Annotated in this window: 22 protein-coding genes and 2 pseudogenes; 13 read left to right on the top strand and 11 right to left on the bottom strand. The window is 69.0% G+C overall.

Annotation, left to right across the window (positions count from 1 at the left end; translation table 11 throughout):
* The first annotated feature begins 71 nt into the window (after positions 1 to 71).
* The 3 genes from OG241_RS50355 (at position 72) to istB (ending at position 4,023) form a co-directional block, all read left to right on the top strand.
* The gene (locus OG241_RS50355) at positions 72 to 1,361 is read left to right on the top strand and encodes an IS256 family transposase (RefSeq protein ID WP_405812607.1); all 1,290 of its coding nucleotides are present in this window, start codon (positions 72 to 74) and stop codon (positions 1,359 to 1,361) included.
* 197 nt (positions 1,362 to 1,558) lie between these two features.
* Positions 1,559 to 3,208, top strand: coding sequence for an IS21 family transposase (gene istA / locus OG241_RS50350; RefSeq protein ID WP_405825959.1), 1,650 nt, complete (start codon positions 1,559 to 1,561; stop codon positions 3,206 to 3,208).
* Positions 3,205 to 4,023 (top strand): IS21-like element helper ATPase IstB, encoded by an 819-nt coding sequence (istB, locus tag OG241_RS50345; protein ID WP_405812609.1) that lies wholly within the window; start codon positions 3,205 to 3,207, stop codon positions 4,021 to 4,023. The genes istA and istB overlap by 4 nt, the downstream gene beginning before the upstream one ends.
* A gap of 373 nt (positions 4,024 to 4,396) precedes the next feature.
* Here the strand turns inward: istB and OG241_RS50340 are convergent.
* From OG241_RS50340 to OG241_RS50325, 4 genes and pseudogenes are all read right to left on the bottom strand, one after another.
* Positions 4,397 to 5,383, bottom strand: a pseudogene (locus OG241_RS50340) (UvrD-helicase domain-containing protein); the annotation flags it as partial.
* Positions 5,380 to 5,862 carry a hypothetical protein gene (locus OG241_RS50335; RefSeq protein WP_405812611.1) on the bottom strand — a complete coding sequence of 161 codons (483 nt, stop codon included), beginning with the start codon at positions 5,860 to 5,862 and terminating at the stop codon, positions 5,380 to 5,382. The pseudogene OG241_RS50340 and the gene OG241_RS50335, both read right to left, overlap by 4 nt.
* Complete coding sequence (locus tag OG241_RS50330) at positions 5,859 to 6,716, bottom strand: DUF6083 domain-containing protein (RefSeq protein ID WP_405812613.1); 858 nt, start codon at positions 6,714 to 6,716, stop codon at positions 5,859 to 5,861. Before OG241_RS50330 ends, OG241_RS50335 begins: the two co-directional genes overlap by 4 nt.
* A gap of 172 nt (positions 6,717 to 6,888) precedes the next feature.
* A complete protein-coding gene (locus OG241_RS50325) occupies positions 6,889 to 7,152 on the bottom strand; it encodes a helix-turn-helix transcriptional regulator (RefSeq protein WP_334661510.1) in 264 nt (87 codons plus the stop codon).
* A gap of 182 nt (positions 7,153 to 7,334) precedes the next feature.
* On the opposite strand from OG241_RS50325, the gene OG241_RS50320 reads away from it, so the two are divergent.
* Positions 7,335 to 8,351, top strand: coding sequence for a hypothetical protein (locus OG241_RS50320; protein ID WP_405812616.1), 1,017 nt, complete (start codon positions 7,335 to 7,337; stop codon positions 8,349 to 8,351).
* A 129-nt stretch (positions 8,352 to 8,480) separates the two neighbouring features.
* On the opposite strand, the gene OG241_RS50315 is transcribed toward OG241_RS50320, so the two are convergent.
* Both OG241_RS50315 and OG241_RS50310 read right to left on the bottom strand, forming a co-directional pair.
* On the bottom strand, positions 8,481 to 8,681 hold the full coding sequence (locus tag OG241_RS50315) for a hypothetical protein (RefSeq protein WP_405812618.1): 201 nt from the start codon (positions 8,679 to 8,681) through the stop codon (positions 8,481 to 8,483).
* 235 nt (positions 8,682 to 8,916) lie between these two features.
* Positions 8,917 to 8,970 (bottom strand): annotated as a pseudogene (locus tag OG241_RS50310) (hypothetical protein); the annotation flags it as partial.
* A gap of 443 nt (positions 8,971 to 9,413) precedes the next feature.
* Here OG241_RS50310 and OG241_RS50305 point away from each other — a divergent pair.
* On the top strand, positions 9,414 to 10,031 hold the full coding sequence (locus tag OG241_RS50305) for a hypothetical protein (RefSeq protein ID WP_405812619.1): 618 nt from the start codon (positions 9,414 to 9,416) through the stop codon (positions 10,029 to 10,031).
* A 33-nt stretch (positions 10,032 to 10,064) separates the two neighbouring features.
* Here the strand turns inward: OG241_RS50305 and OG241_RS50300 are convergent, their stop codons facing one another.
* Positions 10,065 to 12,413: a Helicase associated domain protein gene (locus OG241_RS50300; protein ID WP_405812621.1), complete on the bottom strand. Its 2,349-nt coding sequence runs from the start codon at positions 12,411 to 12,413 to the stop codon at positions 10,065 to 10,067.
* A 271-nt stretch (positions 12,414 to 12,684) separates the two neighbouring features.
* Here OG241_RS50300 and OG241_RS50295 point away from each other — a divergent pair, with 271 nt between their 5' ends.
* The 8 genes from OG241_RS50295 to OG241_RS50260 all read left to right on the top strand — a co-directional run bounded on the left by OG241_RS50295 (position 12,685) and on the right by OG241_RS50260 (position 21,794).
* Positions 12,685 to 13,707, top strand: coding sequence for a TniQ family protein (locus OG241_RS50295; protein WP_405812623.1), 1,023 nt, complete (start codon positions 12,685 to 12,687; stop codon positions 13,705 to 13,707).
* Positions 13,708 to 13,932: 225 nt separating this feature from the next.
* Entirely contained in the window at positions 13,933 to 15,810 is a 1,878-nt protein-coding gene (locus OG241_RS50290) for a DEAD/DEAH box helicase family protein (protein WP_405812624.1), read from the top strand.
* On the top strand, positions 15,807 to 16,418 hold the full coding sequence (locus OG241_RS50285; protein ID WP_405812626.1) for a hypothetical protein: 612 nt from the start codon (positions 15,807 to 15,809) through the stop codon (positions 16,416 to 16,418). The genes OG241_RS50290 and OG241_RS50285 overlap by 4 nt, the downstream gene beginning before the upstream one ends.
* Positions 16,419 to 16,703: 285 nt before the next feature.
* Complete coding sequence (locus OG241_RS50280) at positions 16,704 to 17,411, top strand: hypothetical protein (RefSeq protein WP_405812628.1); 708 nt, start codon at positions 16,704 to 16,706, stop codon at positions 17,409 to 17,411.
* Positions 17,408 to 19,783: a Mu transposase C-terminal domain-containing protein gene (locus tag OG241_RS50275; RefSeq protein WP_405812630.1), complete on the top strand. Its 2,376-nt coding sequence runs from the start codon at positions 17,408 to 17,410 to the stop codon at positions 19,781 to 19,783. Before OG241_RS50280 ends, OG241_RS50275 begins: the two co-directional genes overlap by 4 nt.
* Positions 19,783 to 20,856, top strand: coding sequence for an ATP/GTP-binding protein (locus OG241_RS50270; RefSeq protein WP_405812632.1), 1,074 nt, complete (start codon positions 19,783 to 19,785; stop codon positions 20,854 to 20,856). The genes OG241_RS50275 and OG241_RS50270 overlap by 1 nt, the downstream gene beginning before the upstream one ends.
* A gap of 253 nt (positions 20,857 to 21,109) precedes the next feature.
* The gene (locus tag OG241_RS50265; RefSeq protein ID WP_405812634.1) at positions 21,110 to 21,307 is read left to right on the top strand and encodes a hypothetical protein; all 198 of its coding nucleotides are present in this window, start codon (positions 21,110 to 21,112) and stop codon (positions 21,305 to 21,307) included.
* A gap of 82 nt (positions 21,308 to 21,389) precedes the next feature.
* Positions 21,390 to 21,794, top strand: coding sequence for a hypothetical protein (locus tag OG241_RS50260; RefSeq protein ID WP_405812636.1), 405 nt, complete (start codon positions 21,390 to 21,392; stop codon positions 21,792 to 21,794).
* A 20-nt stretch (positions 21,795 to 21,814) separates the two neighbouring features.
* Here OG241_RS50260 and OG241_RS50255 read toward each other — a convergent pair whose 3' ends face one another.
* Genes OG241_RS50255 through OG241_RS50240 form a run of 4 tightly spaced genes read right to left on the bottom strand, consistent with a single transcriptional unit; the run spans position 21,815 to position 25,120 of the window.
* Positions 21,815 to 22,291, bottom strand: coding sequence for a Mov34/MPN/PAD-1 family protein (locus OG241_RS50255; RefSeq protein ID WP_405812638.1), 477 nt, complete (start codon positions 22,289 to 22,291; stop codon positions 21,815 to 21,817).
* Positions 22,288 to 23,568 (bottom strand): HesA/MoeB/ThiF family protein, encoded by a 1,281-nt coding sequence (locus OG241_RS50250; RefSeq protein WP_405812640.1) that lies wholly within the window; start codon positions 23,566 to 23,568, stop codon positions 22,288 to 22,290. The genes OG241_RS50255 and OG241_RS50250 overlap by 4 nt, the downstream gene beginning before the upstream one ends.
* On the bottom strand, positions 23,562 to 24,146 hold the full coding sequence (locus OG241_RS50245) for a hypothetical protein (RefSeq protein WP_405812642.1): 585 nt from the start codon (positions 24,144 to 24,146) through the stop codon (positions 23,562 to 23,564). The genes OG241_RS50250 and OG241_RS50245 overlap by 7 nt, the downstream gene beginning before the upstream one ends.
* Positions 24,143 to 25,120 carry a hypothetical protein gene (locus OG241_RS50240; RefSeq protein WP_405812644.1) on the bottom strand — a complete coding sequence of 326 codons (978 nt, stop codon included), beginning with the start codon at positions 25,118 to 25,120 and terminating at the stop codon, positions 24,143 to 24,145. Before OG241_RS50240 ends, OG241_RS50245 begins: the two co-directional genes overlap by 4 nt.
* Positions 25,121 to 25,127 lie beyond the last annotated feature (7 nt).

Raw genomic sequence — 25,127 nt, 5'->3', positions numbered from 1 at the left:
GCAGCAGCCAAATACAACGCCCGGGGACTGTAAAACGTTCGGTGTAACTCCCGATCATGGAAGATGCATCGATGACCAGCAACAACGTGACTGAGCCCGAGGCCGTCGAGCCGTCTGAGGCGCCGGCGAAGTCTGTGGACAACCGACTGATTGACGAGCTGGTGGGCCGGGCTCAGGCCGAGGGCCTTCAGCTGACCGGCGAGGGCGGGCTGCTCCAGCAGCTGACCAAGCGGCTCCTGGAGTCCGCTCTCGAGGGTGAGATCACCGACCATCTCGGCTATGACAAACACGATCCGGCCGGGAAGAACGGCGGCAACTCACGGAACGGCACCCGGGCCAAGACCGTGTTGACCGATGTCGGCCCGGTGGAGATAGCCGTGCCCCGCGACCGGGAAGGCAGCTTCGAGCCGAAGATCGTCAAGAAGCGGCAGAAGCGTCTGTCCGGCGTGGACGAGATGGTCATCTCGCTCGCGGCGAAGGGCCTGACGACCGGTGAGGTCCAGGCCCACCTGGCCGAAGTCTATGGGGCCGAGGTGTCCCGGCAGACGATCTCAACGATCACCGACAAGGTTCTCGACGGGATGGCCGAATGGCAGAACCGGCCCCTCGACGCCGTCTATCCCGTGATCTTCATTGACGCCATCCACGTGAAGATCCGTGACGGGGCGGTTGCCAACAGGCCCATTTACGTGGCCCTGGCGGTCACTGTCGAGGGTCGGCGGGACATCCTCGGGCTGTGGGCGGGCGACGGCGGCGAGGGCGCCAAGCACTGGATGCACATCCTCACCGAGATCAAGAATCGCGGTGTGAACGACGTCCTCATGCTGGTCTGCGACGGGCTCAAGGGCCTGCCTGACGCGGTCGAGGCCGTCTGGCCCCGCACCACGGTCCAGACCTGCGTGGTGCACCTGCTGCGGAACTCATTCCGTTATGCCGCCCGCCAGGACTGGGACAAGATCGCCCGCGTCCTCAAGCCCGTCTACACCGCGGCGACCGAGGAGGCCGCACTCGAGCGGTTCGCCGAGTTCGCCGATGCCTGGGGCCGGAAGTATCCGGCGATCGTGCGGCTCTGGGAGAACGCGTGGGAGGAGTTCACCCCGTTCCTCCGCTTCGACACCGAGATCCGGCGCATCGTCTGCACCACCAACGCGATCGAGTCCGTCAACGCCAGGATCCGGCGGGCGGTCAAAGCCCGCGGACATTTCCCCACCGAGCAGGCCGCATTGAAGTGCGTCTACATGGCCATCACGTCCCTGGACCCCACCGGCAAGGGACAAGCCCGCTGGACCATGCGCTGGAAGACCGCACTCAACGCCTTCGACATCACCTTCGACGGCCGCCTCTCGGCAGCCCGTCAGTAACTCCAACAACCCCAGTTACACCGCTCGTTTGACAGACCCAACGCCCGCTAAAGGCTGGCGACGTCATCGAGTTCGCCGACAGGCAGGTCCGCGACGTGCCCTCTTTGGAGTGAATGCGCTGCTCCGTCCGCCCGGCGACGGCAGGGTGTGTGCGTCGATCACGGTCTTGTCGGAGGCCGTGAGTGTTGATCGCGGTCATGTCGGGAGGCCGGGTGAGTTTGTCGCGCGCTGAGCTGTTCGCCGCGATCCGGAGGGACAAGCGTCTCGATCCGGAGCTGTCACAGCGGACTCTCGCGGAGAAGTACGGGGTGCACCGGCGGACGGTGCGCCAGGCTCTGAACTCGGCGGTTCCGCCGCAGAGGAAGAAACCGGTGCCGCGGGCGTCTGTTTTGGACCCGGCGAAGGGCTGGGTCGACGCGATGCTGCGGGAGGACCTCACCGCGCCGCGCAAGCAGAAGCACACCGCCCGGCGGATCTGGCAGCGTCTCGCGCAGGAGTACGGCTTCGAGCAGGCGTCGTACTCCACGGTCTGCGACTACGTCGTGGTCCGGCGCAAGGAGATCGAAGCGGAAGCCCGGGAGGGGCACCGGCACATGGACGGGATGGTTCCGCAGGTGCATCTTCCCGGTGAGGAAGCGGAGGTCGACTTCGCGGATGTGTGGGTCCGGCTGGCGGGTGAGGTGGTCAAGTGCCACCTGTTCACGCTGCGGATGTCGTACTCGGGCAAGGCCGTCCACCGGGTCTATGCCTCGCAGGCACAGGAGTCCTTCATGGAGGGGCATGTCGAGGCGTTCAACGTCCTGGGCGGGGTGCCGGCCCGGCACATCCGTTACGACAACCTGAAGCCGGCGGTCAACCGGGTCTGCACCGGCCGCAGCCGGGTGGAGTCGGAGCGGTGGCTCACCTTCCGCGCGCACTACGGCTTCGACGCCTTCTACTGCATCCCGGGCCAGGAGGGCGCTCATGAGAAGGGCGGGGTCGAGCACGAGGGCGGACGGTTTCGGCGCACGCACCTGGTCCCGGTCCCGGACGTCGCCTCGCTGGAAGAGCTGAACGAGAAGATCACCGAGATCGACGCGGCCGAGGACGCCCGGATCCTGTCGGGCAGGCTGACCACGATCGGCTTCAACTTCATCACCGAGACCGATCAGTTGTTGCCCCTGCCGTTCGAGGAGTTCGAGTGCGGCATCACCCTGACTCCGAAGGCCGACCGCAGCAGCCGGATCACGGTCCGTCAGTGCCACTACTCGGTGCCCGCCCGTTTCATCGGGCAGAACGTGCGCGTGCTGCTGCGGGGCAATGAACTGCTGGTCTTCGAACGGCGGAAGATCGTGGCCCGTCACCCGCGCCTGACCCGGCGGGGCGAGTTCCGCGACGAACTCGATCACTACCTGGAGATCCTGCTGGCCAAGCCCGGCGCCATGGCCGGCTCGACCGCGCTGGCCACGGCCCGCCAGAACGGGTCGTTCACCGAAGCCCACGAGGCGTTCTGGGCCGCGGCCCGCACCGCGCACGGAGACGCGGCGGGGACCAGAGCGTTGATCGAGGTCCTGCTGCTGCACCGGCGCATGCCGGCCGACGCGGTCCAGCTGGGCATGGCGACCGCGATCCGGGCCGGCGCCACCACCGCGGACGTGGTGGCCATCGAGGCCCGCAAGGCCGCCGCGCAGGCGCCGGCCCCGCCCGAGGACCTGGACGACGCGGGCGACCCGCCTCCGTGGGCCGAGCCCAGCGGGGTCGTGTCACTGACCGCCCGCAGAGCCCAGCTGCCCGAGGACAAGCGCCCGCTGCCGACGGTGACGCACTACGACCAGCTCCTGACCCGCCAACCGAAAGGCACTGCATGAGCACGACCGCCGCACCCGCCCGCCAGCACGTTCCTGGACCCCGCCGGGATGCCGGACCGGAGGAGGCCGTGGACACGGTCATCGACGAGGCATGCCGCAGCCTGCATCTGCCCACCATCCGCGGCCGGGTCTCGGAGATGGCCGAGGAGGCGATGCGCCAGCGGTCCAGCTACAAGGACTTCCTGGCGGACCTGCTGGAAGCCGAGTGCGCCGAACGCGAGGAACGCCGCAAACAGCGGCTGGTCAGAGAAGCCAACTTCCCCCGGCCCAAGCGCCTGGAGGACTTCGACTTCACCGAGAACCCGAACGTCACGCCGGAACTGGTCGGCACCCTGGCGGACCCGGCCTGGGTCAAGGCCGGGCAGCCGCTCTGCCTGATCGGCGACTCCGGCACCGGCAAGTCCCACCTGCTCATCGGGATCGGCACCGCCATGGCCGAGGCCGGCCTCAAGGTCCGCTACACGACCACGGTCAACCTGGTCAACGAGCTCGCGGAAGCCGCCGACGAGAAGAAGCTGGCCCGCACCATCGCCCGCTACGGCCGCGTCGACCTGCTCTGTCTGGACGAGTTCGGCTATCTCGATCTGGACAAGGCCGGAGCGAAACTGCTGTTCCAGATCTTCACCGAGCGTGAAGAACGCAGGGCTATCGCCATCGCGTCGAACGCTCCGTTCTCCGAGTGGAAGCAGACCTTCACCGACCCCCGCCTCTGCACAGCGATCGTCGACCGCGTCACCTTCAACGCGCACATCGTGGAGACCGGCACCGACTCCTACCGCTTCGCACAGAGCCAGAAGAAGCAACGACGCCGCTGACAGCAACCGACAACTGCGGCCGGCCTCCCTCACGGGAGGCCGGCCGCAGCCTTGTTGGACCCGGCCGCCAAGTCCCAGTGCCGACCGGACCATCGCCCGTTCTCGTCCAGCCATCGCGGACACTGGGCGGTCCGCGACCTCAGCCGAGTCGGGTCGGCAGCCTCCACGCACCTGTCGGGGGCACGCTGACAGAGGTCTGACCGAGACCCCAAAAATACCGCGCCGACCCCCCGTCCCGGCCAGCGGAACCACCCGATCGAAGTGGGGCCAAATCACCTTGCTACAGCGGCGCGAACACCCTCCCCGCACGCCCCCACCAGCCTGCCCATGGAGCCAAAAGAACTCGGTGCAGTGGAGCCCAAAGAAGTGCTTACAGACAGACCCGGTGTCCGCCGGACAGCAGGTCCATGACCTGGGCCATGGCGCCGACGTTGGTACGGCACAGCACCGCGTCGGGCCGGGTGACGGGGCCGAGTTCGGTGGGCACGGTGTCGGCCCCGGTGAGACGGATGGGAGCGTCGGCCAGGTGCAGCCAGCGGTTGGCTTCTTCGGCGAGGCGGGGGCCGAAGCGGAAGGACCGGGACAGGGCGAGCTGGGTGCCGTCGAAGCCGGTCATGACGTCTTTGGCGCCGCGCCAGTGGTAGATGGCCTGGGCGGAGTCGCCGACCATGACCAGCTGGGCGTGGTCGCGTTGGGCGAGGAAGATCTGCTCGACGACGGGGTTGGTGTCCTGGGCTTCGTCGAGGAGCAGGAAGTCGGCGTCGATTTTCGGCTGGGTGAGGGCCCAGATTTTCAGGTAGTGGTCGTGATCGAAGCGGACGGCGCCGTCGTCGGGATGCTGCAGGTCCATCCAGGCTTTGCGGGCGAACGGGACGACGTGCGCGGCGAGTTGCGCGTGCAGGCTGGGCTCTTCCAGGCCGCGAAGGTGCGGGATGTGGTGGCTGGTGATCGTCGTGTCTGCGGTGTGGCAGAAACGGGCCACAGTGCGCAAAGTGACGTAGGAGAGGGTCTTTTGGGAGAGGTCGCGTTCGCCGATGCGGAGGGCTTTGGTGATGCCGAGGGCCTGCCCGGTCTGCCAGGCGGGACGGCGGGGGGCGCCCAGGCGGCGGGTGTAGCGGTGGCCGACGGCAGCGTAGGCCAGGGCGTGGGCTGTCTTGCACAGGACGCTCTTGGGGAAGCGCGCAGTGGCGTCCTGGGCGATGGCCCGGTTGTAGGCGAGGTAGCGGCCGCGGCGCTGGGTGGCGTGGGCGAGCTGGGCCAAGGTGGTGGTCTTGCCGGTGCCCGCACCGGCCTGCAGGGCCAAGTGTTCGCCGGTGCGGAAGGCGTCGGCCGCGGCGGCCTGTTCGTCGGTCGGTTTCAGCACGGCGCGGCTCCGGAAGTGCGGTTCAGGGCGTGCCCGACGGCCGCGATGAGATGGGCGGGCGTGGTGTGGGCGAGCAGTTGCTGCAGGGCCCGGTCGAGGCGGTCGGCCTCGTCGCTGGCGTGCTGGGCCAGGGCCCGGTGAAGGGCCAGTTCCACGAAGCGTTGGGGTGTCTGTGCTGCGCGGTCGGCCGCTGCCGCGAGGGCGGTGTGTGCGGCGGGCGGGAAGGCGACGTTGAGGAGGATCTTGCCGCTTCGGTCGGGGTAGTGCGTGGTGATGACGTCGATGGGCAGCCGTGTGCCGATCTGGCGGCGCAGTCGGGTGAGGGCCTTTCCCGGGGTTTTGGCGCGTACGACGGTCATGAGCCGGGTGGCGTCGGAGTTGGCGGCGAGCGGCATCGTGCGGCCGGCGTGATGGAGTTCGGCCGCGGTGAGGGATCGGGTCAGGGTGATTTCCAGGGCGTGGTGCGCCATCGTCATGCCTCGCCGCCGGGGCGGTGCGGGAGGCGGGTGCGGATGTGTGCTGCGTGCAGGAGGGGGTCGAAGACCTGCCATCCGGCCAGGGCAAGGTCGGCGGCGTTCGGAGCGGCGGCATGGGCGGGGCAGCGCTGGGTGCGCCAGCGCAGCTGCTCCCCGTACGGCAGGCGGCTGAGGTCGTAGAGGGCCATCAGCCCGGCGGGCAGGGTGAGTTGGCCGCGCTGCGGGCTGGCGGGCAGGAGTGCCCAGACCCCTTTGGGGGCGTCGGGGGCGAGGACGGGCAGCGGGCAGCGGCGGCGGTGCCGGGTCTGGGCCACACACTGGATGTCCTCGACCGGCCGGTCGGCGAGATAGCGGCCCAGCAGCAGCTGCGCGACGGGACGGGCGGGCCAGGCGCTGGCGGTCGCCGGCTCACGTTTGAGCGCGGGTGGTGTGGACAGGGCGAAGGCACCGGAGTCGATCAGGCGCCGGGAGCGGACGCCGAGTTGGCGGCGCATCTCCTCGACGTGGGTGGTCAGGCGGGCAGTCGGGGTGCGGCTCGGGCAGAGCACGGCGTGCGGGATGCGGCACCAGGCGCTGCCGTCGCCGTGCGGGTGGGCGATGCCGCAGCTCAGATGCCAGCGGCAGGAAGCGGGGACGTGAGCGACGGCGAGTTCGGCGGGGTGCAGGGCGATGGGGCGCCGATCGGTGCGCTGGTAGAAGTCAATGTGGTTGCCGCAGGTGCGGCAGCGGCCGCTCTGACCGGTGCGCAGCAGGCGGCTGGGGCTGGTGGCGGCCACCCGCAGCGGCCGTCGGGGCCGGGGGGCGGGCGGGCTGCCGTCCCAGTGGCAGGAGGCGGAGGCGGAGTTGGGGCACATGGCGGTGAAGCTTCCAGACGACGCGCCGCTGCACCGGGACAGCACCTCAGAGTGTCCTACGGATGGCGCAATCCGGGGGAACGCCCGCACGACTGAGCGAACGCGTGCTCGATGACGGGTCGCCTGTTCAGGTGATGTCGCGCCGGGGTGACGGAGGGGCCTGACGGGCGGTTCAGAGTTGCGGCGTGCCGGGTGGGGTGTGGTCTGCACAGAGGGAGCCGAGGAGCTCGTCGAGGGAGACGTCGAGGGCATGGGCGAGAGCATGCCAGGTGGTGACGCTGCCGGTGGTGTGGCCGTGTTCCAGGTCGATGAGGGTGCGCCGGGCCAGGCCGCTGCGGCGGGCGAGTTCGTCGAAGGTCCAGCCGCGCTCGCCCCTCAGCCTCGCCAGCGTCACGCGCAACGCGAGGAGGTCGGGATCGGGCGGCAAGATCGTCACTCCACCATCCGACGGTGCAGGACCCTGCCCTGTCAGTGCAGACCTCTGCACTATTTGCTAGGGAAGGGGTGACACTCGGCGGTGCTGGAGTAAGTGCTGCAGCGTGCCCTGTTCCCGCCCCGGACGACGCCTGGGGCACGCCCGTTCGACGGCACCGATCAGATCGGAGGAAAGCGAGCCCGATGAGGCTCTCCACGCACGAGACGGTGCAGCGCATCTGGACGGTGCGGCTGCACCCGCAGCCGGGCGGGCCACTGCTGAGCTGCCCTCAATGCACGCTGCACGGCTACCGACTACCGGCCGCCTCGGCCCGCTCCGTTGCCCTGACGCACCTGGCCCGTCACGCCCGACGGGACGTGCTGCCCAGGCATTTGCGGACCTGCCAGTGCCGGGCTCGAAGCTGCTCCTGGCACCCGCGCCACCGCGGCTGCGCCGGCCCCGTGCTCCTGGCGCTGACCTGCGACCGCAGCGGCCGCGTGTGGCGCCTCGCGGATGCATGCGCCGCCTGCGCGGCCGCCACCACCAACACCGCCGTCGTACCCGACACCCTGCTCGCCTCTACACGCGCGCGGCAGGCCGGTCCGGTAATCAGGCCCTCGCACGGACCGGGCGAGCGGCTGCGCGTGCGGGAAATGCTCACCTACCTCGGGGTGGCGCTGCCCTGCTACTCCTCCCCCGCCGCCCGGCTGCTGGCCCTGCAATGCGCCCTGCGCGCCGACGGCCGAGGCCGCGTCCGGCTCCCCAACGGTCTTCTGCGCAGCATGCGGCTGCACGGCCGTGCCGAACTCTGGAGCGAACTGGAGCATGCCGGGTGGCTCCGCTGTTCCCTCCCGCTGCGTCCTCACGTGGAAGCGCGTCTGCTCGATGCGGACATGCAGACCCAGACGTCCGGTCGCGGCGCCCGCGCGGCGCACTGGGCCTTGCGCCCTGTTCCGCTGGTCGCGCCGCGCGGGGTGTCTCCCGCGGTGCAGCTCACCGCTCTGGTCCTGGCAGCCCATACGTCCGACGGCGTCGGAAGTGCGGAACTCGACGTCCTTGCCCGGCTGGGCGGTCAGTCCCCGCAGCAGGTGGAGGATCTCCTCGACCAGTTGGTCCGCTGCCGTCTCCTGGCCGCCTGGCAGCACCTCAGGGAGCATGACGAGATCTCCTGGCGCCTCCCCGAACACAGCACACCGAGCAGCGCCCCACCAGGAAGGTGACCTCGCGGCGGGCCTGTTGTCCCGCTCCGCCCACACTGTCGGGACTGCCCTGCGTGGTAGCGCTCCCGGCGCCACTTTTCGGTGTTGGGAGGTGCGCCAGGAGGACGGGCCGGGGAAAGGACTGCCGGTTCAGGTCGGGTTGGGGAGGAGAAGGCCGTCGAGGTACAGCTGCAGGATGCGCGCGCTGAGCTGGTCGGTGGCCGACCAGCTGATGCCCGGCAGCGGGCGGCTGAGCTGGGTGACGGCCGTCATGAGCTCCTCCAGGGACACGTCCGTGCGTACCTGTCCCGTCTGCTGCGCACGGGTCAGCAGCAGCTGCGCGGCGTGCACCAGGCGGATCCTTCTGGCGCACCAGTTCCGGGCGCACACCGGCGAGTTCGGCGGACAGGCAGCACAGGGAGGCAAGCCGCTGGCGGGCCGCAGCCTGCACGAAACGGCCGAGCGCGGCGAACGGGTCGTCTTCCTCAGCCGCATCAGCGCCGGCCGTGGCAGCCCGCTCGAGTACGTCCGCCAGGAGGGCCTCTCGCCCGGAGAAGTGGCGGTAGAGGGTGGCGTTACCGACTCCTGCGCGGCGTGCGATCTCGTCCAGGGGTGCTTGCGGCCCCTGCTCCACGAACATCTCCTGGGCTGCGTCCAGGATCCTGGTCCGGTTGCGCACCGCGTCGGTCCGCAGCCCTCTGCATCGTCGGCCTTCGGTGTCCGCGTCCGACCCGCAGGCCCGCACGCTCGCCCCTCTCTCGGCACTCCGCGCTTTCTACGGTGCAGTATCTCCGCTGCGGGCCAAGTACCCTCTGGGCGGCCGAGGTTGCAAAGATCCGGGCGGTCCGCTTCGCAGACGCGACAGGCTGGTCCCGACTGCTGCCGCACACGTGGCACCAGTCCACCAGCTCATGGCTCGCGTGCTCATGAAGGTGCGAATCCGGTCGGACAATGGCTGTAACTGATCATGTATGTGCACGCTCGGACAGGGAGCGGTCATGATTCGTTCTTGCGGCCGAGCATGGCGGTGCGGGCGCTAGCGTCCCCCAGAGTTCGTACTTCTGCGGGAGGCTGGACGTCATAGTGGAAGCGGTCTCGGATCTTCTCACTCTCAGAACGGGCTACACGGCCAAGATCGATGCCGACCTGGAGCTCGTCGAGAAGGATCGCGAGCGCGTCCGTGCGGAGATCACCGCGCTGCAGGATCAACTGCACACCCTGGAGGGCAATCACGCGCTGCTGCTGAGCCTGCGGGAGGCCCTTTCGGATCACTCCGCCACCGCCTGCCCGGAGGCGGGCGCAGACGGTGCTGCCACGACCGCCGGCAGTCCTGCCGCTCCGCCCGTGTCCGACGGCGTGCCGCACACGGACGGCAGTGCCGCTGCTGGTTCTGGCCAGGCGGCCGTGGCAGCAGAAGAATCACCGGAGCCCGCGAAGAAGGCGCCGACGCTGCGGGATCTGGTGACCGGTGAGCTGAAACGACGTGGCGAGCCCTGCTCGTCGAACGATGTCGCCACCTCACTGGCCCGGGCGCACCCCCGCAGGAGGATCAAGGAGCCCGCGATGCGTCACGCGCTGGAGGCGCTGGTCGCGCAGGGGCGGGTACGGCGGGCCAAGCGCGGCTCGCGCGTCTTCTACCTCTCGGTCGGCACACCTTCCGCGGCCGGACCGGCTGGAAACGACGGCACGGGTACGGGCTAAAGTCCGGCCGCCCGGCGAAGCGTGCTGGCTGGTTCAGGCAGCCGCATCACGGAGCGGCGGTGCGGGCGGCAGGAAGACCGGCATCGTCTCGAAGCCGAGAGCCTCCAGGCCGGCTTGCTGGCGGGGCGTCATCTGGGCGCTGTCCCTGCGCCGTCGGGCCAGCCAGGCACCCAGGTGGACCTGGTCGCCGAGGATCTCTTCGGTGTGGTCCTTGGGCATGTCGAGGTGCCCGTAGCGCTGGTGGTACTGGCGTGCCGCGCGCAGGCCGCGGTTGAAGGCGCGCTCGCGGAGGCTGATGGGACGGGTCAGCAGCATGCTGTGGGGGTGGGCGTCAGGGCAGGCGCGCGCCAGGGCGGCCAGGAGGTGTTTTTGCTGGGAATCGAGCAGGTCGGAGTGGGTGATCTGCCGGTCCAGCCAACTGTCCCAGGCGGAGTCACGGCTGGCGTGGCGGTGGTAGGTGCACCGCCAGGTGCTGGTGGTCAGGCGGCGTCTGATCTGCGTGTAGGTGTACTGCCAGCGCAGGCTCCAGGGCGGGTTCCAAAACGGGTCGATGGCGTTGAGGGAGGCGATGCGGGCGGGGGCGAGCTGGCCGGTGTCGGCACGGCAGCGCATGGTCTCCAGCCAGGCGGCCAGGCGGCGGTCGCCGCCGTGGGCGTTCTTGCCCAGGGCGAGGGTGCCGTGGCGGGCGGCACAGGCGGTGATCCGGGCCAGGTGGTGTTCGAAACTTTCGGGGGGATGCGGCCAGGCCAGTCCCATGCTGGTGAGGGCGGCGATGCGCTCGGCGGGCAGGGCGCCTGCCGCGTACAGAGAGCGTTGCTGGCCGATCCACTGGCCCAGGGCCAGGCCGTCGCTGGTGACGTGTTCGCTGGGGACGTTCAGGTGACCGTGGCTGGTCCAGAAGGCCTGGGCGGCCTGCAAACCGTCGTTCCAGAAGGCGTTGTTGGGGGCTTTGTGGGTGCGCAGCTTCAGGGTGCGGGTGACCTCGTCGGCGCGGTGCGGGCGAGGTGCAAGGGGCTGTGGTCGCGCCTTTACTCGGGAGCCGAAGCGCTGGTACGCCCTGGTGTCGTAGACGGCAAGGCCGTTGAAGAAGCGCCAGAAGTCCGAGAACGAGGAGGAGTCCATGGCTTCCTGAGTGGACTGGCCGGGCGCGATGTAGACGGGGATGAAGATGGAGGCGCACTTGGCCTGGCCGGGAGGTTTACGCAGGGCCCGACCGATGCTCTGGGCGATGTTGCTCGGGCTGCGGCGCGGGTCGGCGATCAGGATTCCGTCGGTGTCGGGGGCATCGACGCCTTCGCTCAGTACACGGACGCTGGCGAGCACGGCGCAGTCATGGCTGGCGGCGGTGCTGCCCGGGGTGTGGGCGGAGAAGTGCTCGAACTCACGGAAGATCTGCTGGCGTCGCCAGGTCGGCTGGTTGCAGTACAGGGCGTTCGCCCAGGGGTTGCGGATGCCGGTGCGCTCCGCGAGCAGGTCGGCGGTTTCGGGCAGAGAGGCGACGAAGCCGCGGGCGGCGGCGATCCGGCCGTGGAAGGACAGCACCCGGCGCACGTCGTGTTCGGCCATGGACATCAGCAGGGCTGCCTGCATCGCGGCCAGACGGAGGCCGTCCTGGTGCGGGGTGGGCAGGGGTGCGTGGAGGATGTCGCGCAGCATGCTGTCGTGGACTTCCGGCACGATGAGCTGGTAGTCGGCGAGGATGCCGCGTGCGATGGCCTCGGCCAGGTCCAGGCGGTAGACGACGGGGCCGTAGATGGTGGGGTCGTCCATCGAGGCGAGCCGTTCGATCCGGGTGCGCGCCTTTGGATTTGATGTGGTGCGCCAGTTGCGGGGCGTGGCGGTCATGTAGAGGCGGTGCGCGGCCGGGATGGCGCGGTCGTCGTGGATGAGCGCCCATCGTTTGTCCCAGTCGCCGCTGGTGCGGTGGGCTTCGTCGGCCAGCGCGAAGACCCAGGGCGGCAGCCGCTGGTCACGGTGGGCCTCGGCAATGGTGGGCAGGGAGGCGTAGGTGGCGAAGACGGCGATGCGTCCTCCCTCGGCGACCCGGCGGGCCAGCACCCCGGCGTCTCCGGTGAGCAGCAGGTGGCCGCGCAGGCTGCGGTCGTGGACGCCGGGCAGTGAACACACGCCGATGAGCTGGTCGAAGCCACCGTCGGCCAGCCAGCGGGCCGCGGTCTGCGTCAGGAGTTCGAGGGTCGGGACGAGGACGAGAACGGGGCCCCGCGCGGCGAAGTGCTCGGCGACGCGCTTGCCGATGAGGGTCTTGCCGGTGCCGCAGGCGGCGATGATGGTCACGGCCGCGTGCCCCGTCCCGCTCAGGGCGTCAACGCCCGCGCCGACGGCTTCTCGTTGGTGGGGGCGCAGCTGAACACGGCCGGACATGTGACGCGCTGACTCCCTCGTCGCGGAACTCCGTGCCCGCGGGGGCACCTTCACCAGCCTGTTTGCAGTACAAGAGCGTGGCACTCTTCCTGCAGGTTCCGGTCGGCACTGATCGAATCTGCTCTTTCTTTTCTTCACATGTGCGTAAGAAGTCGACTCTGGGACCGGATGCGCGCCAGGTCGGACCGTTTCGTCGGCCTGAGCTGCCTGCCGAGGGGCGGCGGGAGTTAGATGAAGCCGCAGCCAGACATCCCGGAAGGAGGACGCCGCCATGGCGCAGAAGCGGGACGAATGGCTCGGGCGGCGCCGGATGCACCTGCGGCTGCGGTTTTTGCAGGGCGAGTCCACCGGCTCGTACGTGACGCGGCTGGCTGCCCGTAACAACCGCCCCCGGGAAGAGGTGCTGAGGAGTATGGGCACCGGCCCGGTGCCGGTCGATCCCCAGTACACCGAGATGTACGTCAGCCGCTACGCGCGCGAGCGGCTGGCCACGCTGGCCGGCCACACCGTGGCCGAGATGCAGGAGCGTCTGGTCGGCCTGCGTGACGAATTCCTCATGCCCAAGGACGCCAAGGACGACTGGGAGTGGCCCTGGGATGCGCGGGCCGGCTACATCGTGCAGGCCTGCTCCCTGTGTGCGGCGCGCCGCGGCACCCGCTCGCCTGCCTGGCTGATCCTGCCCGACCCCTGGCAGGTATGCCTGCGCCATCAGCGCTGGACGGACAACTCCCGCAGCACCAGGCACCCCTACGTCGATCTCAGCGAGCTCGCGGAGGTCGTCCGCGCGCAGCAGCGCCTGAACCGGATGCGCAAACGCCTGGGACCTGCCGGGCGGTGGGTGTTCGCGGACGCCTGTTCCGTCCTCGTCCGCTCCGGGTATCTCGAGGACCCGGCACAGACGGAGGAGTGGGCTGTTCTCGCGGCGAAGCTGGGCGAACAGCGGGTGCGGCCGCTGGCGCAATTCAGCCGATTGTCGCTGCTGACCCGGGATCTGGCCTGGCTCGAGGTGCGCCGCCTGAACGGCGTACTGGACAAGACCGAATACCAGGACTGGCTGCCGCGGACAGCGCTTCGGCACGGCTACCGGTTTATCGAGCCGCTGACCCTCTGGCACCACCAGCACCGGCCTCTCAAGCAGGGAATTCCACAGCTCTCCGGTGAGGAAGTGCCCTCACGCGCGGAGGCACAAAGGGTGACAGGTCACGCCCTGCCCTCCCCTTTGGCGCCGGTGGAGGAGCTGACATGCCTGCCGTGGGTACGCATGCCCAACTCGATGGACCGGCTGTTCCTGTAGTCGTCCGCGCCGCATACGTCTCCCCCGACGAGCGGGGCTGCCAGCCGTCAACTCCCAAAAAACTCCGCAAATTCGAACAGAATATCCAGTACCGATAAGTAGTCGTACCGGAAAGCGAATTGTGACTTTGTCATTTTTCGCTCGATCAATGAATAACTTTCCGTCAGAATAGTGAATATCCGGTTACCTCCTGGCCAAAGACGGCCCCAGACGACGGGACGTTCGGTGGCCGAAAGAATCCCTTTCCCAGTCTCCAGGCGGCGCTTCAACGGAGCCGAGCGCACTGCCCTGTACCTGGCCGCGGATGGCATCTGCCAGCGCTGCGATACGCCGCTCCAGCCCGGCTGGCACGGAGATCACATCGAGCCCTATTCCGTCGGCGGCCCCACCGACGTCGTCAACGGGCAGGCCCTCTGCCCCTGCTGCAACCTTCAGAAAGGCACGACCTACATGAGACTTCGCAGGTGGCAGGAAGACGGCCTCCGTAAATTCCTCGGCGCGCGGGGGGACTTCCTGGCGGTTGCGACCCCCGGGGCCGGCAAAACGACCTTTGCCCTCCAGGCGGCCAGGGCGATGATCGACAGGAGCGAAATCTCCAACATCATCGTCATCGTTCCGACCGCTCACCTGCGCGGGCAGTGGGCCAAGGCGGCCAACAGGGAGGGCATCAAGCTCGACTCCGATTTCGTCAACCGGAACCAGCAGGTCGCACGGGACTTCGACGGTGTCGTTGCCACTTATCAGTCAGTCGCCGCGAGCCCTCTGCTGTGGAAGAAGCTCGCCTGCGACCGTCGCAGGCCCACGCTCGTCATCCTGGATGAAGTCCACCACGCAGGAGACTCCGAGCACCTCGCCTGGGGTGCCGCGCTCGCCGAGGCATTCGGTGAGGCTTACCGCCGCCTGTCGCTGTCCGGAACGCCTTTCCGCAGTGACAGCAAGCCCATCCCCTTCCTCAACTACGACGCCGCCCGGCGTGTCGTGCCCGACGTCAACTACGACTACGGCATGGCCTTGCAGGACCAGGAGGTCGTCCGCCCGGTCGCCTTTCCCGCCATGGACGGTGAGGCCCGATGGCGGTTCGCCTCGCAACACCCCATGGCGCAGAAGCTGTCGGAGACGGATCCGACCACTCTGGCCGCAGCGCTGAAGGCCGCTCTCGATCCGACGCACGACTGGATCCCCTCGGTGCTGCTGCGGGCGCACGAGGAACTGGAGCTCATACGCATGGACAAACCGGACTGCGGCGGCCTGGTCGTCGCGACGGACCAGGCCTCGGCCCATGCCTACGCCGAGATTCTCCGTCGCCAGACGGGCGATCAGGTGGATGTTGCGGTATCGGATGATCCTGCTGCCTCCAAAGTCATCGAGCGCTACGGCGCCGGTGATTCCCGCTGGCTGGTTGCCGTGCAGATGGTGTCCGAAGGCGTCGACATCCCCCGCATCGGAGTGATCGTCTACGCCACCCGCATCCGTACAGAGATGTTCTTCCGCCAGGTCGTCGGCCGCTGTGTGCGCAAGCAGGGCGACGAAGACGACATGTGCGCCCGCGTCTTCATTCCCTCCATCACCCAGCTCCTCGGGTACGCGGCCGCGATCGAGCGCACGGTGGATGCTGTTCTCGCGGACGAGGAGAGCCGGGTCCGCCGTTCCACTGCGGAAGGCGAGGGGACGGACCGGGCGCTGCCCAGGACGCCGGAGGTGATCGGGTCGTCGACGGCCGCCCACGCTTTCACGATCAGCAGCGGCGACGCGTTCGAGGAAGCGGAACTGCTGCACGCGCGACGTCTTGGGCAACAGGCGGGTCTGCCGCCGGGGACCGAGCCATCGGCCATCGCACGGCTTCTGCGGCTCACCGGGACCTCGGCGAAACCCGGCGTGGCGCCGGAGCCCGAGGTCGAGCTGACGATGTCGCAACGCAAGAAGGAAGTCCGGGACCTGATCAAGCGCAAGGTCGGCCGGCTCAGCCGGATGACGCGCAAGCCTCACAGCCACCTCCATAACGAACTCAACCGGTCATTCAGCGAGCGATCGATCGATCAGGCCACCCTCGAGACCCTCAGCCAGCGGCTCGTCATCCTCGACCGGTGGATTGAGAACACGTGACCCCGCGCTCGCCGAAGGCCAATGCCGTCCTGGTGCAGGCTCTGGGCAGCGGCATCCGTTCCACGGGCAATGGCCTGACGGATCTTCCGGTGCTGCTTCGGCGGGTCGTGGAGGAAGAAGCGTGGCGGGCTTTCATCACCCCGTTGGGCAGGCTGGTTGAGCACGAGCGGTTCGTCGACTTCGTGGCGGCACCGCCCACCGAAGGCCTCGGGGCGACCATGGAACTGATCCGGAAGATCGTTGCCGATGATCCCGTCGCCTGCGATCTGCTCGATCAGGCCGTCGCGGGGCGGCAGGGCAGACGGAGAGACCTCTTGGATGACATACAAAAGGTTGCTGAGGCGGCCGCTCCGTCCGGGACCTCCAGAGCGGCCGGCCTTCGCCGGCTGCGCAAGAACCGCCCCGACCTGCATGCCGAAGTCCTCGCGGGACGCATGTCGACGCACGCCGCCATGATCAGGGCGGGCTTTCGCCAGCGGAAGCTAAGCATCCCCGTCAGCAGCACGGAGGACGCCGCGATGGCCCTGCGACGGCATCTGGAGCCCGACCAGCTCACGGAACTCGTAAGGCTCCTGACGGTCGACAACCGAGAGCAGCGCCTGGGGTAGAGCTGCAGCCGGCTCGGCCTGCTCCTGCTCCCACGCGCCGGCCTGCGAAGTCACGGGTTGCCGCACGATGCACCGACGGCACATGGCGGACACACACGTAGGCATCGTCCGGCTGAACAGGCACACGGAGCGCATCCGCACCAGGGGACATCGTCAAGACCGCAAGCCCACCTGAATCCTTTCGGGTGAACTCCAGCAGCTGGGTCCTACGGGAGTGGGCGGGACCCGGATCCTGTTGAACGTCTGCCGCGCAGCACAGCGGCCGCGGCACGAGAGGAGCAGCTCGTGGACTTACAGGTGCGCTACCGCGACGACTTGGGCCGCGAGTGCGTCAGTACGCCGCGGGCAGTGCACGGGCTTCCGGTGGAGGAGTGGCCGGTGCTGCACGAGCAGCGCGCTTACCGGGGGCGGAAGTCGAAGGTGCGGCAGTGGTGGTCGTCGACCACCAAGAAGGGCGTCAGCTGCAGGTCGCAGGAGCATGCGTACGCGGCCATGTTCCTCGACCGCGATCCGCGCATCGTCTGCCTGGCTGCGCCGTCGCTGCAGGTCGAGTGGCGGGAGGGTGAGCGTGCGGGAGTGGTGAACCCGGCGTTCATGGCACGCACCGCCGAGGGGCAGCAGATGTTGTATCTTCACTCCCCCGCCGGGAGGGAGCCGGACGATCAGGAATGGTCGGTGGCCCGGGCAGTTGCCGAGGAGGCGGGATGGCAGGTGGATGTCGCCCGCGCCCCGGGCGGCCAGCTGCGCCGCAATGTGTACATCGTCTCGCAGTTCCGTCACGACGAGTTCGCCGACGAGAGGTCCAAGACGGTCTTGCTGGAGACATTCGCCCGGCCCCTGCCCCTGGGCGAGGGCGCCGACGCTGTGGATCTTCCCCCGGGACAGGGCCGCGCGCGCAGCTGGCACTTGCTGTGGACGTACGACCTGACGACGCACTGGGATGAGCCCCTGACCCCCGACAGCCTGGTGTGGGCGGCCGGAGCGGCAGCATGAGCGCCGTGCTTGCCCTGCCGGTCGATGCCCCGGACGAGCCTGCAGGGACGCTGCGGCCGGGGATGACGGTCCGGTGGAAGGCCGACCGCTATCTGGTGGGCGCCCTGCAGGGCGCCACCGTGCACCTGGCGGCGATGGACGACGCCGGCCAGGACGCGCTGGTGCTGGTCTGCGTCCTGGTGTCCACCCCGGACTTCGCCGTGCTGAAGGCCGACGGGACGCCACAGGAGCCGGAAGCGGTGCCGGACCTGTCCGTGCTGGACCGCCTGGAGGAGGACCAGCTCAAGGAGGCGCGCCAATGGGAGAAGCACGTCCGTGAGGTGCTGACCGGCCGTCCTGTCGGCGCCCGGGACGGCGCCTTCACTCCGCGGCACGGCTATGATCCCGCGACCACCACCCGCACCGCCCGCTACGCCCTGAAGGCTACCGAACTGCAGGCGGCCGGTCTCACCGGGTCGGTCGCCACCGTGCAGCGCAAATGCCTGGCCTACGAAGCACACGGGCTGCTCGGTCTGGTCGACAAGCGGTGGCTGCGCACCGGCACCGTCTACGGAAACGTCGACGAGCGTGTGGTGAAGCTGATCCGCCAGGAGGACAAAGCCCAGGGCGGCGCGTCGGCGGGCACCTTCTCCCGGCTGTACAAACGAGTGCGCGCGGCGCTGCGCCGCGCGTACCCGGATGAGTACCGCGCCCTGATGCCGGCGCGCACCACCTTCTACGACCTGCTCAAGCGGCTGGGGATCTCGAAGGAGTCGCTGGAGGCCGCGCCCGGGCAGGGCGAGGATGCCACCGCCCCTCCCGAGCCTCCCTACCATCGGGCGCCGGTGTCGTTGTTGGGCGAACGCGTGGAGATCGACGGCACCGGGCTGGACGTCCTGGCGCTCGGCGACGACGGGCGTCCCGTGGCAGTGGAGTTGACCTATGCCTTCGACATCCTGTGCCGCAGCTTCATCGCCGGAATGATCGTTCCCAAGTCTTCGGGACGCAAGAAGGGGCCGGGCAGCCGACGCCGCGGCGGCCGCGGCACCAAGTCGCTGGATGCCGCGTTGCTGCTGGGCCAGGCGATGGCGCCGCTCGCCGTGCGCCCCGGCTGGTCGCCGCAGGCCCTGGCCGCCAACTCGGACCTGCCCTACGCGCAGATGCTGGCCGGCGATCCGCGGATGGCCGGCGCCGCGGCCCGGCCGGTCATCCGCCCGAAGACGGTGGTCGTCGACAACGCCAAGATCTTCAAGGCCCGGCACTTTAGAGACGTGTGCAGCATGCTGGGCATCGAGGTGGAGTCCGCCCGGGAGCGCACGCCCACCGACAAGGCGGTCATCGAACGTACCAATGCCTCGGTCAAGAGCATGTTCTCCCAGTTCGTCGCCGGCTACACCGGCAACACACTGGCCACACGCGGCAAGGACGTCGAAAAGGAACGCCTGTGGACGCTGAACAAGCTGCAGGACCTGTGGCACGAGTGGGTGGTCACCGAGTGGCAGCGGCGGCCGCACGAAGGACTGCGCTCCCCCTTCCTTCCCTCTCTGGTGCTCACGCCGAACCAGATGTATGCGGCGGCGGTGGCCGTGGAAGGCGGCGTGCCGCGGCCGGTCACACCGGATGAGAGCCGCAAGCTGCTCCTCCATGTGAAACGGACCGTCACCCGTGACGGCATCAAGATCGACAACCGTACGTATGTCAGCCACCGCATCCGGGAGTTCAAGAACCGCCACACCGGCATCAAGGGACAGGGCCAAAGCTGGTCGGTCCACTACAACCCCTACGAGCCCAGCCGGGTGTGGCTGTACGACCACACGGTCGAGAAGGACCCCACCCGCAGTCCGTGGGTGCCCTTCGACTTCAAGTACCAGCACCTGATCTACGACTCCTGGACCCAGTACCTGTGGGAGAAGGCCGCCGACCTCGTCGCCGGCCTCACCGGCAGGGAAGGCAGCGAGGAAGAAATCGCCCGGGCCGTGGACGATCTCCTGGCCCGCGCACGGCGCGGCCCCTCCCCCTCCGCCAAGCCGGTGGCCGCGTTCGTTCCGCAGCCCCTGGAGATCGCCGAAACACCGGTCAACCCGTACGCGGGGATCACCCGGGCCGAACCCGGCAGCGTCACGCCCGCACCGTCTCTCAACGTCGATGCCAAGGACCTCTTCCCCGGCAGACGCGCCGCGCTGCCGCCCGCTGCGCCCGAACCTGCCGCCCCGCCTGCGTCGCCGGTCCAGGCGCGGCCGCCGCGGCGTCGTCCCGCCCCTGCGGGAGGGCACAGCCTGGGCGGATCAGCCGGCGACATTTTCCGGGAACTGGCCCCGGATCCGTCCGAGCCGCCTGCGCCGTGGCCCGGCCAGGACTCGCCACCGCCCAGCCAAGACCCCCAGGAGACGTGATGGACACTGCGCGCACCGCCCCGAAATCAGCCGCCTCCGCAGCTCTCGCTGCACGGTGGGCGCCGATGGATCCCGAACTGCTCACGGTGCGGGAGGGGTTCATGGACTTCGTGCACCGCACTCTCAAACCCCCGGATTTGCAGGACTGCGCCCCCCAGGGCACGAAGGTCACCGACACCGATCCGCGGATGATCTACCACGGGGAGATGATCGCCGTCAGCACCCCCGACGTGACCCAGGGGCTGAAGGACGCGCGGCGCACCCTGCGCACCAACAGGTTCCGCCCCACCGGCAAACGCATGAGCATGATCATCGACGGATGTGCCGGCAAGACCACGCTGCTGCTCCAGATCGGACGCGCCTACCAGGGAGTGCTGGAGACCGAACGTCGGCCGGACAGTGAGTGGACCCCCGTCGTCTACATCAACGTCCCGCCACGCCATGAAAGCAACATGGACTGGTCCCTGCCCTTCGCGGACTTCTTCGGCATGGACCACACCATCAACATCGACAAGCGGACCTACCGCAGCACCGACATGACCGAACCGGTCGTGCACGCCATGTGGGAAAGCCGTACCTCCCTGATCCTCATCGACGGCGTCGACCGCATCCACGACAGCGACCTGGCCACCGCCTTCGACTACTTCGACTGCCTCCAGGGCCGCCTGCGCGTCTCCGTCGTCTACAGCGGTCGCGGCGCCACCGACATCGTCAACGAAGGCCTGCACAACCGCCGCCGCAGCGAACGCCCCCGCACCTCCGAGCAGTTCAACAGCAGTCTGCCCGTCATGCGGATCAACCCCATCCCCCTGCATGCAGGGCAGGAAGGGGGATGGCGGGGCGTGGTGCAGCGCTACGACGACAACCTCCGGCTCTACAACCACAGGCCCGGCGCGCTGCTGGACCTCGAGGAAGAACTCCACGCACGCACCGGCGGCTACATGGACACCCTCGACCAACTCATCTGCCAGACCGCCCAGGAAGCCATCGAATACGGAACAGAAGCCATTACCGAAGAAGCCCTCAACAACATGATCGTCGGCCGCCACGACCCCGGCAACGACTGGGATTAGGGAATCCCGGCGCCGGAAACGACCGCCGCAGCACGGCGGGAAGCCGCCGACCGGTTCTTCACTCCGCAGAAGGCTGCAGGCACAAGCCGCCCTCGGGAGAGGGGCCGGCCCCGACACAGAGAGGTGATCATCGTGCAGGAATCGGACGTCATCACCGTACCGACCGGCGACGGCCCCCAGCTGGCGCTGGCTGTTCAGCGTGGACAGCGATCCGTTGCGCATCTCCGCGGCACGTCTTGTCGCCTACGCTGACGTGCCGCGGCGACAGTCCACGGTCCGGTGCGCACGGCCGCAGGACAAGCCGCTCGTGGAGCGGGTCGGGAGCCTGCTGCGCAGCGGGCTGGCCGGCCTCGCCCCGCGAACCCGCCAGGATGCCGAGCAGCGCCTGGCAGATCTCGTCGCCACCGCGAACGGGGACCTCGCCGGGCGCCAGCGGTCCGGGGCGGGCTGACTCTGCCGAGCCGGCCTGCCGTACCGCTCGCTTGGAGGTCATGGTCCGTCAAAGGGCAGGCCGTGTGAGGGACGATGCCCGCATGGACAACGAAGGGAACCGGTCCGCTGCGGCCGGAGCTCAGATCCCCGCACGGCTGCGTGCCGTCGGACCGGGCTGGCATCCCCTTCTGGAACGCCTCCACGCGCAGCTCACCGTGGACATGCCCGGTTACCGGGTCACCGACGTGACGGAGAAGCTCGGCGGCTTGCGCATCCATGTCACCGCCGGCGAGCAGGCTGTGCCCGAGAAGGTAAGTACGTTGGTGGCGGCATCTGTCGCGGAGGCGGCTGCTACATGCGAATTCTGTGGGGCAGTCGGCCGACCGCGCTCACGCAACGACGCCCCCGGAGGATGGATCAAAACGGTCTGCGACACCTGCCACGCCGACTGGTCCGCCCACAAGATCCTGATCGTGCGGGGTGACGTACTGCGCCGCCCGGTTTAACGGCGTGGCCCCTCATGGCGTCATCCGACGGGTCCGTCCAGCCGTAACTCCACCGGCGTGATCCGACCGTGCCGGGCTGCCCAGGCCGCGCCGACCCAGTGGTGTTCGCGGGGAGCGAGGATCACCGCGATGACGCTGTGGAAGCCCAGTTCCGGGTCGCCGAGAAGTTGCCTGTAGGTGGCGGCGTCACGAGCGCTGGGGACGGGGCGGCTGGTGGGGTGGGTGTGCCACTCACCGACCCAGACACTGGCGTCGCTCGCGAACGCCTCGTCGGCCAGTGCCTGGGCGTGTGCCAGGTCGCGGAGGAAGTAGGTGGGTGTACGTACGGCGGCGGGACCGGGGGTTCCGGCGTGGTGGACGGTGACGGTGTTGTGGGTGTGGTGTCCCAGCAGGATGCCTCCGGTCTCGGTGGTGTGGTCAGCCGTACGCAGTTCGGTGGTGATGATCCGGGCGGCCGGGGCGGTGAGGTGCACGGTGGTGACGGGCTGCTGGGTCATGGTGCTTCGCAGGTGGGGCAGCCGGATCTCGGTGGTGTGGCGGGAAGCCAGCGCAGCTCGGCGGTGTGACCGAGGTTGAAGGGCGGGGCCCAGTCGGGCTGTCGGCGCAGGCCGAGCAGGGCGTGCTCTCCCGGCAGTCGCTGGTCGGGGTGCCCGGCGCGTTCGAGGACGGTGGCGACGGCGGTTTTGGCCGCGAGCTGGGCGACCAGGTGAAGGTCGGAGCCGACGGCGGTCATCGGCCGGTGGCGGGTGCCGGTGCCGTACCCGGCGTCCAGGGCGGGCTCGGGGTCAAGGCCGCCTGCCTCGGCGAGGCTCTGGCGCCGGCAGGTGAGGCAGCCGTGCCGGGGCCAGGGGTGCAACCGCAGAATCTCGCCGAGGGCACCGTCCTGCAGGACGCACGCGAGGACTGCGGTGAGGCCGGCGCGGCGGGCCAGGTGTCCGGTGACACGGCGCGGGGCCACCCCGTCTGCCGTGCACACGACGAGGTGAGTGTCCGCGAGGAGGGCCCGGACGTGGTCGGCGTGTTCGATGACGTCCAGGGGCAGGGGGGTGACCGCGGTGTCAGGGCGCAGGGAGGCGAGTTCCTCGGCGAGGGCGGTGACTTTGTGTCGGCCGATGTGTTTGCGGGCGCTGGTGTGCCGGACGAGGTTGTGCCAGTCGAGCCGGTCGGGGTCGATGAGGGTGAGATGGCCGACGCCGTAGCCGGCGAGTGCGTGCGCGGTGGCCGAGCCGATGCTCCCCGCTCCGATCAGCATGATCCGCGTGTTCTGCAGTTCCTTTACGGGCCAGTGACCGCTGAGTTGCCCAATCCCGGTGGTTTCGGGCTCGGCCGACGCCTCGAGGGGCTGGAAGCCCGCACGGGTGACGTGCCAGGCGACGAGGTCCGGCAGACCGCTTTCGGGAAAGGCGTCCTTCACTTCGGGGGCGTGGGTGATGGCCACGTAGCCGCCGTCGCCCGGCGTCTTGAAACCGCTGGGCACGGCGTCCTTGAACACGTCCAACTTCATGGACGTGCCACGCCGTACCCGCAGGAGGTACCAGAGCGCGTGGAGTTCACTCTTGGCCTGGTACCAGTAGCCGGTAGGACGGGAGTCGCAGCTGGCGAGCAGGCGGGGGACGGGCGGCGGCGGGTCGACAGAAATGATGGAGCCGCCGCCATCGGAGATGCCGCCCACCACAGCTAGGTCGTCCGGCTGGCTGATACGCAACGACAGTCGGCCCCACGCGCCCGAGGTGCGGAGTGTGGTCGCGGCGTCCTGTGGGATGAGGATCAGCACGCGGGACCGTCCTGCCCGCCGGTGTCCAGTTCAGGGTGGCCAGTGGTGTCCTCGGGTGGCAGGGGCTGGGCCAGGAAGTGGTCGAGGCTGTGGTCGGTGACGATGCCGCTGCCGGTCATCTGCTCGATCATCTGGTGTTTCATCAGTGCGTACTCGATCCGCCAGCCGGCGGCCTTCAGCAGCAGATCGACAACGGACTCGCGGCCCGTCCATACGTCGTCGCGCAGGAGGCACAGGCTGGCGTCGCCGTTGACGTGCCAGCGGTGCTGGGTCCATTCAAACGGTTCGGGCAGCGGATCGAGGGGGACGAGGCGGGGCGCCACCATGGGGTACGCCTGGCTGTACTCCAGGCGCAGAAGGAGTCCTTCGTCGCCGATCCAGGTGGTGAGGTGCTCGGGCTCGGGCCGGTCGAAAGGCCAGCGGGGCAGCCTGCCTTCCCAGGTTCCTGCTCCGGCGTCGTTCCAGACGAGGCCGGGGAACTGAGCGGTGATCTCGTCGTGGTCGCAGCGAAGCCGGCGTGCTTCGCACGCCCACCAGGTGATGGGCGTGCGGTCATTGGGCGTGTGTGCGGTGGTCATCCCTGGGGTGCGTCCTTGATGGGCCGCGGGGTGATGAGCGCGGGCGTCCCGGTGATCAGCGAGGCAGGCTTGGCCGGTGCAGCGGGTGCCGGGAAGTCGTCTCCGAAGATCTCCTGCCACAGTCGCAGAGCGTCGTCGGTGTCGCCCTCGGTCGCGGCCGCGCAGGCCCGCTCGGCGATGTCCGCCGCGTTGGTGAACGCGGCGGACAGCCCCGCACGGTCGAGGTCCGGCTGGATCTCACCGCACAGGCCGGCCGGGTCCCAGACACCCTCGTTGACGCGGACCGCAGCCGCGGTGAAGAACGTCCTGAGCGCCTGGGACCGGTTGCCGGTCCTGGGCATGCAATTGAGAGCGAGGACTTCCATGACGAGAGACTTGATGCGTCCCTCGACCGGGGCGTCGAGCCGCCACTGCTTGAGGACTCGGACCAGGGGCCGGAAGTGCGACCAGTCACGCTGGTGATCGGCGACCTGCTCGATGAGGTACTCCGGGTTGGCGGGCACCCAACGAGTGCTGAGCTTCTCGGGGATGAGCAGCGTGCCGTCGGGCTGGCGCAGCGCGGGCATCACGTCGACCGTGAAGGCATCGGGATCCTCGGGGTCGTCAAGGAAGCACTTGACCGCGTGGTTACGCAGGAGAGTATGCCGGACCTGGTTGGCGTGAGTGCCGTCGCTCTGGCTCAGCAGTTGGTTTACCCGGGTGCGGACGTGCTCGAGAGCATCCTCTGCGCTTGAGCCCTCGCTCCCCCACTCGGGCTGTTCAGCCTGGTCGTAGACGGCGATGATGTCGACGTCGTGGATGGGCTTGAGCTGCGTGCTGCGGCTCAAGGAGCCCGAGCCGAAGGTCTCCAGGACATCGGGCTCGCTCAGCAGCGCGGTCTTGAACAGGTCCCGGCGCTCACGAGCCAGTCCGGTCTTGCCGATGTCCTCGTTGACGGCCTTCTGCAGCGCGTCGAATGCCTCGTTGATTCCCATGGGGTGT

The sequence above is a fragment of the Streptomyces sp. NBC_01390 genome (assembly GCF_045040105.1).
Lineage (GTDB): Bacteria > Actinomycetota > Actinomycetes > Streptomycetales > Streptomycetaceae > Streptomyces.
This window is presented reverse-complemented; position numbering and strand designations above follow the sequence as displayed.